The organism is Mesotoga infera (genome assembly GCA_011045915.1).
Taxonomy (GTDB): Bacteria; Thermotogota; Thermotogae; order Petrotogales; family Kosmotogaceae; genus Mesotoga; species Mesotoga infera_D.
In genome coordinates, this window is sequence record DSBT01000376.1 from 1 (window position 1) to 5742 (window position 5742).

Sequence of the window (5742 nt, forward strand, 5' to 3'; positions counted from 1 at the left end):
AACCTGTTCTTCGTTCCAGAGCGAGGATCTTTTCTTTGTTCTTGGTTGAAGTCATGAAGCACTAGCATTGAGATTCCGACCAGGAGCTTTGTCGGAATGACGGAATTGGGCGTTTTCGGAATAACCGTTCTTGGTCAGAGCATTTATTCAGAGAGTAGAGTATAGAGAAGGGAAAAGCAAAGATGCCAAGTAAGGATCTGGGATATCGAAGAGCCTTTAAGAGCTCTTTAATCCCCTCTCGAGAGGGGTGGCGACGGCTCCATCGTCGACGGGGTGTGCACACCAAGAACGGACCACGTTCAGAATGATGAAATTGGGAGTGCCTCGGATATGGTGAAAAAACGATTTGGTCTGCAGTCATCCCGGACTTGACCCAGGATCTGGTTCCAACAAGGAGCAACGAAGAACCGGTCTTCTGGACGGTGGACCGTTGACGGGTAACGCGGTTTTTATATGCATGACGGATTGAAATGTTTAGCGATAGAGAATTCCGGAAGTGAGGCATGAAAAGGTGTTTATCCTCACCTCTGGTTTGGGAGGTTCACTGTGCTTGAAGAGGATATTCTGAAGAAAGCTATCTCGAAAGCTCTTTCAAAGGGCGGAGATTTCGCAGAGATTTTCATTGAAGACAAGGATGAGTTGAACATAAAATGCTCTGGAGACGCCATAAGCGGCCTAACTACCGTTCGTATCAAAGGGGCTGGAATATACGTCCTCTGTGGTGAAAAAAGCGTCTACGTTTACACAAACGATCTTAGCTCCCGTGGCCTCATCGACTGTGCAGAGCGAGCCTCGGAGCTCATGAGTTCCTGTTCCAAGAGATTCACCGGAGATATTGTTTTTTCCATGCAGAAAGCGGAAAACCCAAATAGTTTCGAGATATTTCCCTCCTCGGTGGGTCATGAAAGAAAGATCAGGATACTTAGAGAGACGAGCCTTGCGGCGAGAAGCGCAGGAGAGATTATCAGACAACTGAATATCGATTACTTCGATACAGATCAAAGAATCGAGATTTACAACAGCGTAGGACTTAAAACCGAAGACAGGCGTATAACGAGCAGATTGAGACTTCAGGCCACGGTCGAGGCCGAAGGCCGCTCGAAGTACGAATGGGGAGACTTTACACGCCCGCAGGGATTCGAGGCCTTCCGGATAGATAACGACTACACCTCCTTTGCCGAAGAATTTATAAAGGATATGGCAGAGGATCTAAGAGCCGTTCCGGTGAAGTCCTGTATCGTCCCGGTAGTCTTTGAGGCCGGACCATGCGGCACTTTCTGGCATGAAACCTGCGGTCATCAACTTGAGGCCTCTGCTGTCTCAAGAAACGCGAGCGATTTTGCGGGCAAAGTTGGGCAGGTCGTCGCTTCGGAAAAGGTTACGCTGATCGATGACGGGACGATACCGGGTCTATACGGCTCCGCGGCAATCGATGATGAAGGGTTCCCTACTAGAAAGAATGTTCTTATAGAGGATGGGGTCCTGAAGGGATACTTGTGTGACAGGCTCTGCGGAAGAAGATTGGGAATCCCATCTACGGGAAGTGGAAGAAGGCAGGGATACACATACGCTCCAGTACCAAGAATGAGCAACACATATCTCGCCACTGGAAGCGACGATGATGAAGAGATGATCAGCTCTGTCGACGAAGGCCTTTTCGTCAAGAGGCTGGGGGGAGGAACCGGCGGACGAGAGTTTTCCATAGCCGTCAGCGAAGGATACTGGATAAAGAACGGTAAGATATCCCACAGGCTAAGAAGCGGCTTCGTTCTCAACGGAAGGGGCATTGACATGATCAAGAAAGTCGACGTGGTTGGATTCAATCTGAAGACTGACAGCGGTGGCTTCTGTGGTGCCGATTCCGGATTGTGCCCCGTCACGAGTTTTCAGCCTAGGATGAGGATATCGCTCATGCCGGTCGGTGGGGAGGACTGATCTGAATGGATTATCTCGAAAAGTATCGAAACATAATGGAGGCTCTTCCCGCAAGGTTTTCCGAGGCCGAAGTGGATGCCGAACGCAATGCGAGCACCGTGATCAAGTGTGCGAATGGAGAGATAATCGAAACGCGTTCTTCCGATACCACCGAGCTTTTCATACGCGTTTCCGACGAGAAGACGGGCTACGCATATACCCAAGATCTGGAAGAAGAACCGATGGAAGTCCTTCTAAGGGGTCTCAACAACTCGAATTTTGTCCAGCGTCGGCAGAAGGACAAACTCAACGAGTCAACCGTCAAACGAACAGCAGGAGTCGACAATGAATCTGTAAGACCCGACTTGGGCTCAATGAAACTGACGGCAGAGAAGCTTGAAAAAACCTTGAGAGAGGCCGACACCAGTATTTCCAGCGTCACAATCGAGATCTACTCGGACAATCATTCGAGAAACGTGATCAACTCTAATGGGCTCGACGTTGAATCGTTCATGAATCTCTACTCCGTAAGGGCAACTGTGATGGCGGAGAAAGACGGCGACCAATACGACGCCACTTTCTTTCAAAGTGTATCCGATATAGGCAGCCTGAATCTCGATAAGTTCAGAGAGAGAATAGCAGCCAGTCTGAGGCATCAGTACAATGCGACGGAGCTCAGATCGGGAGTCTACCCGGTATTGCTGGACAGCACCGTCGTAACGAATATAATGATGACGGCGTGGCAGATTTTCAGCGGAATGAAGTACAACAACGGTTCTTCGGCACTCTCTGGAAAACTGGGAGAAGCGATCGGATCTTCGGCACTTTCAATTACCGATTCGCCGTCTCATAAGCTGACCGGATATCATTACGAATTCGATTGTGAAGGAACTCCCTCCGAAAAACAGCTCTTGGTGGAGAGGGGAAAGCTCGTCGGAATGATGCACAATATCTCGAGTGCTGCCGGACTGGACTCATCTTCAAGCGGAAACGCAGGTAGGTACGCCCTGCTCAGCGGATCGATCCCGACAGATATCATAATAACGCCGAAGATCTTCTATGTCGAGCCGGGTGAAAACTCCCTTGAGGAAATGATGGAGGAGATCGGCGAAGGAGTTTACATCACTCATTCATATGATGTCTTTCACTCGATCAACATAGGTTCGGGCGGCTTCTCTATTCCCTGCAGAGGAACTTTAATAAAGAACGGTAAGCCCGACCACAACGTAACGGGGTTAACGATCAATGGAAGGTTGACCGACTTGTTTGCCAGGGTGAGCGCGGCTGGGAATGATCTATATATCGAGGAGTTCCTTCGCAAAAGTTATTGCGTTGGCGGTCCCAGTCTTCTGGTGGAAAGGCTTCAGATCAATGGAAAATGATATCCTCTAAACCGGCTTCCGTATACTCAAATTAACAGATGTTCAACAGCCGGTTTTGACTGTTAAGCAAGGGAGTGAATCGATGGATATGAAGAAGAAGGAAGCGTTGAAGTTTCTCGACAGACTTGCAAGAGGCATATCAGAGATGTTTGGCAGCAACTGCGAAACGCTGGTTCATGATATGAGCGTCCCAAAGCATCCGATAGTTGTTATTTACAACGGGCACGTCACGAACAGGAAAGCGGGTTCGACGGAAGACGTTTACGGCGATCTCGCTAAGTACAAATCCTCATATCTGGAAGGTGATTTCATAAACCATCTAGCGGTGTACAAATCCGGAAAATTCATAAAGTCAACGACCTTCCATCTGAAGGGAGAGGATTATCACTTTGCGCTTGGGATAAACTATGACTTCACATACATGAGGGAGTTTTCAAACGTTCTGGAGAACTTCATGAAGGTCGAATCCGATTTGCAGTCTGCCATAAGCGAAGCTGGAGAGAACAAGCTCTCTTCGATCTTCGACAGCTGTCTTGAAGCTATAGGCAAGCCCATCGAAAGAATGAACAAGTCGGACCGACTAAGATTGATAAGTCTCCTGAAGAGAGAAAAGGCCTTCGAGTTTTCTAAAGCCGTCCCGTATGTTTCAAGCCGTCTAAATCTATCTAGATATACGATATACAAGTACATAAAGGAAAGCGGCTGACATAAATAAAGAAAAAGAGGAGAAGATGATGCTTATAGAGAAGAGGATAAAGGAACTGGGAATCGATCTGCCGCCGTCTTCACCGCCACAAGCCATGTATATTCCCGTGAAAAGGCTCGGAAATGCTCTTTTCGTTTCGGGTCAGGTACCGATGAAGGACGGAAAGCCCTTCTACACGGGGAAAGTGGGAAACGAGAGATCAATCGAATACGCCCAGGAAGCAGCAAGACTCTGTATTGTCAACATGCTGGCAGCCGTAAAGGCTTACCTCGGTGATCTCGACAGGGTAGTTAGCATCGTGAAGCTCCAGGCCTTCGTGAACAGCGAAACGGGCTTCGACAGGCAGCATATCGTTGCGAATGCGGCTTCGGAACTCCTGTATGAAATATTCGGAGAGGCTGGAAGGCACGCCCGCACTGCAGTCGGAACGAACCAGCTGCCGTTGGATTTCACGGTCGAGATTGAGGCAGTAATCGAGATTAGAGAGAACGATTAATATGGACTATGACTTCGATACTCTGGTAAACAGAGAGAATCAGGGCAACATGAAATGCATACTCACTCCCGATGTAGTCAGGAAGATGAACATGATCAGCTATGCCGGCGCAGAGATGGATTTCAAGACTGCTCCTGCAATAATAGATGCTCTTGTTAAACGAGCTAGGAATGGCCTTTTGGGATTTACACTTGCCGACGAAAAGTATCTTTCCAGCGTGCAGTGGTGGATGAAAAACATGCGTGACTGGGAGATAGAGAGAGACTGGATAGTACCTACATACGGAACGATTCATTCGGTTGCGACGGCCATCAGGGCATTCACGAAAGAGGGAGACGGCGTTATCGTACAGCCTCCTGTCTACAACAGATACGAACAGGCCGTAAGAAGGATAAATCGAGAGATAGTAAGCAATCCTCTGATCTATAAAGATGGAAAGTACTCAATGGATTTCGACGACCTCGAAAGATGCATGAAGGTTGGTAAGAACAGGCTTTTCGTATTATGCAATCCTCACAATCCCATCGCAAAGGTCTGGAGTCTTTCGGATCTGGAGAGACTATCCTCGCTTGCACAGAGATACAACGTACTTGTCTTCAGTGACGAGATATTCGGAGAGATAACCTTCAACGGCAATGCGGCTATTCCTTACTCTACTGTTGCCGGAAGGGAAAGCAAATCGATAGTTGCGACCTCGCTTGGAAAGGTATTCAATTTGACTGGCGTCAACAACGCCAATATTATCATTCCCGACCCTTATACAAGGAGGAAATTCAGAATCCAGCGAGACGCCGATCACTACGGAAGCATAGACCCGCTGGTTCATGCGGCAGTATGCGCAGGCTACGGACCGGATGGGGCCGACTGGGTCAAAGAGATGAGAAAGTACGTGTGGGAGAATGTATCGATAATCAAAGACTTTTTCTACAGAAATATGCCGGCAGTAACAATGACCGAAGTAGAGGGGTCATTCGTAATCTGGATAGACTGGCGGAGGCTTAAACTAGATGATGATGAGCTGTACTCATTCCTGCTGAACGAGGCATATCTCGATCTGGATAGAGGCGTCAACTATGGAAAAGGCGGCAAGGGTTTTACGCGAATGAACATCGCTGCGCCTAGAGGAAAGATAGAAGAGTCACTGGGATTTCTTTTCGATGCGGCAGCAAGACGCGGGTACGCAGTATCCGAGACATATAACAGGTGGAGGTGAAGATTCATTCCTATGAAGAAACTGATTGAAG

General features: G+C 48.3%; 5 protein-coding genes. All 5 read left to right on the forward strand.

Annotated features, from left to right (window positions below):
- Positions 1-546 precede the first annotated feature (546 nt).
- The gene (locus ENN47_12220) at positions 547-1935 is read left to right on the forward strand and encodes a TldD/PmbA family protein (GenBank protein ID HDP78914.1); all 1389 of its coding nucleotides are present in this window, start codon (positions 547-549) and stop codon (positions 1933-1935) included.
- 5 nt (positions 1936-1940) lie between these two features.
- On the forward strand, positions 1941-3296 hold the full coding sequence (locus ENN47_12225) for a TldD/PmbA family protein (protein ID HDP78915.1): 1356 nt from the start codon (positions 1941-1943) through the stop codon (positions 3294-3296).
- A gap of 88 nt (positions 3297-3384) precedes the next feature.
- Complete coding sequence (locus tag ENN47_12230) at positions 3385-4002, forward strand: transcriptional regulator (protein HDP78916.1); 618 nt, start codon at positions 3385-3387, stop codon at positions 4000-4002.
- Between the two features lie 28 nt (positions 4003-4030).
- The gene (locus ENN47_12235) at positions 4031-4498 is read left to right on the forward strand and encodes a RidA family protein (GenBank protein ID HDP78917.1); all 468 of its coding nucleotides are present in this window, start codon (positions 4031-4033) and stop codon (positions 4496-4498) included.
- A 1-nt stretch (position 4499) separates the two neighbouring features.
- Entirely contained in the window at positions 4500-5711 is a 1212-nt protein-coding gene (locus ENN47_12240) for an aminotransferase class I/II-fold pyridoxal phosphate-dependent enzyme (GenBank protein ID HDP78918.1), read from the forward strand.
- Positions 5712-5742: the final 31 nt, after the last annotated feature.

Bases quoted from the DNA above. Each gene is read 5' to 3' on its own strand.
- ENN47_12225 (HDP78915.1), top strand. From the start codon at position 1,941: ATGGATTATCTCGAAAAGTATCGAAACATAATGGAGGCTCTTCCCGCA.
- ENN47_12230 (HDP78916.1), top strand. From the start codon at position 3,385: ATGAAGAAGAAGGAAGCGTTGAAGTTTCTCGACAGACTTGCAAGAGGC.
- ENN47_12235 (HDP78917.1), top strand. From the start codon at position 4,031: ATGCTTATAGAGAAGAGGATAAAGGAACTGGGAATCGATCTGCCGCCG.
- ENN47_12240 (HDP78918.1), top strand. From the start codon at position 4,500: ATGGACTATGACTTCGATACTCTGGTAAACAGAGAGAATCAGGGCAAC.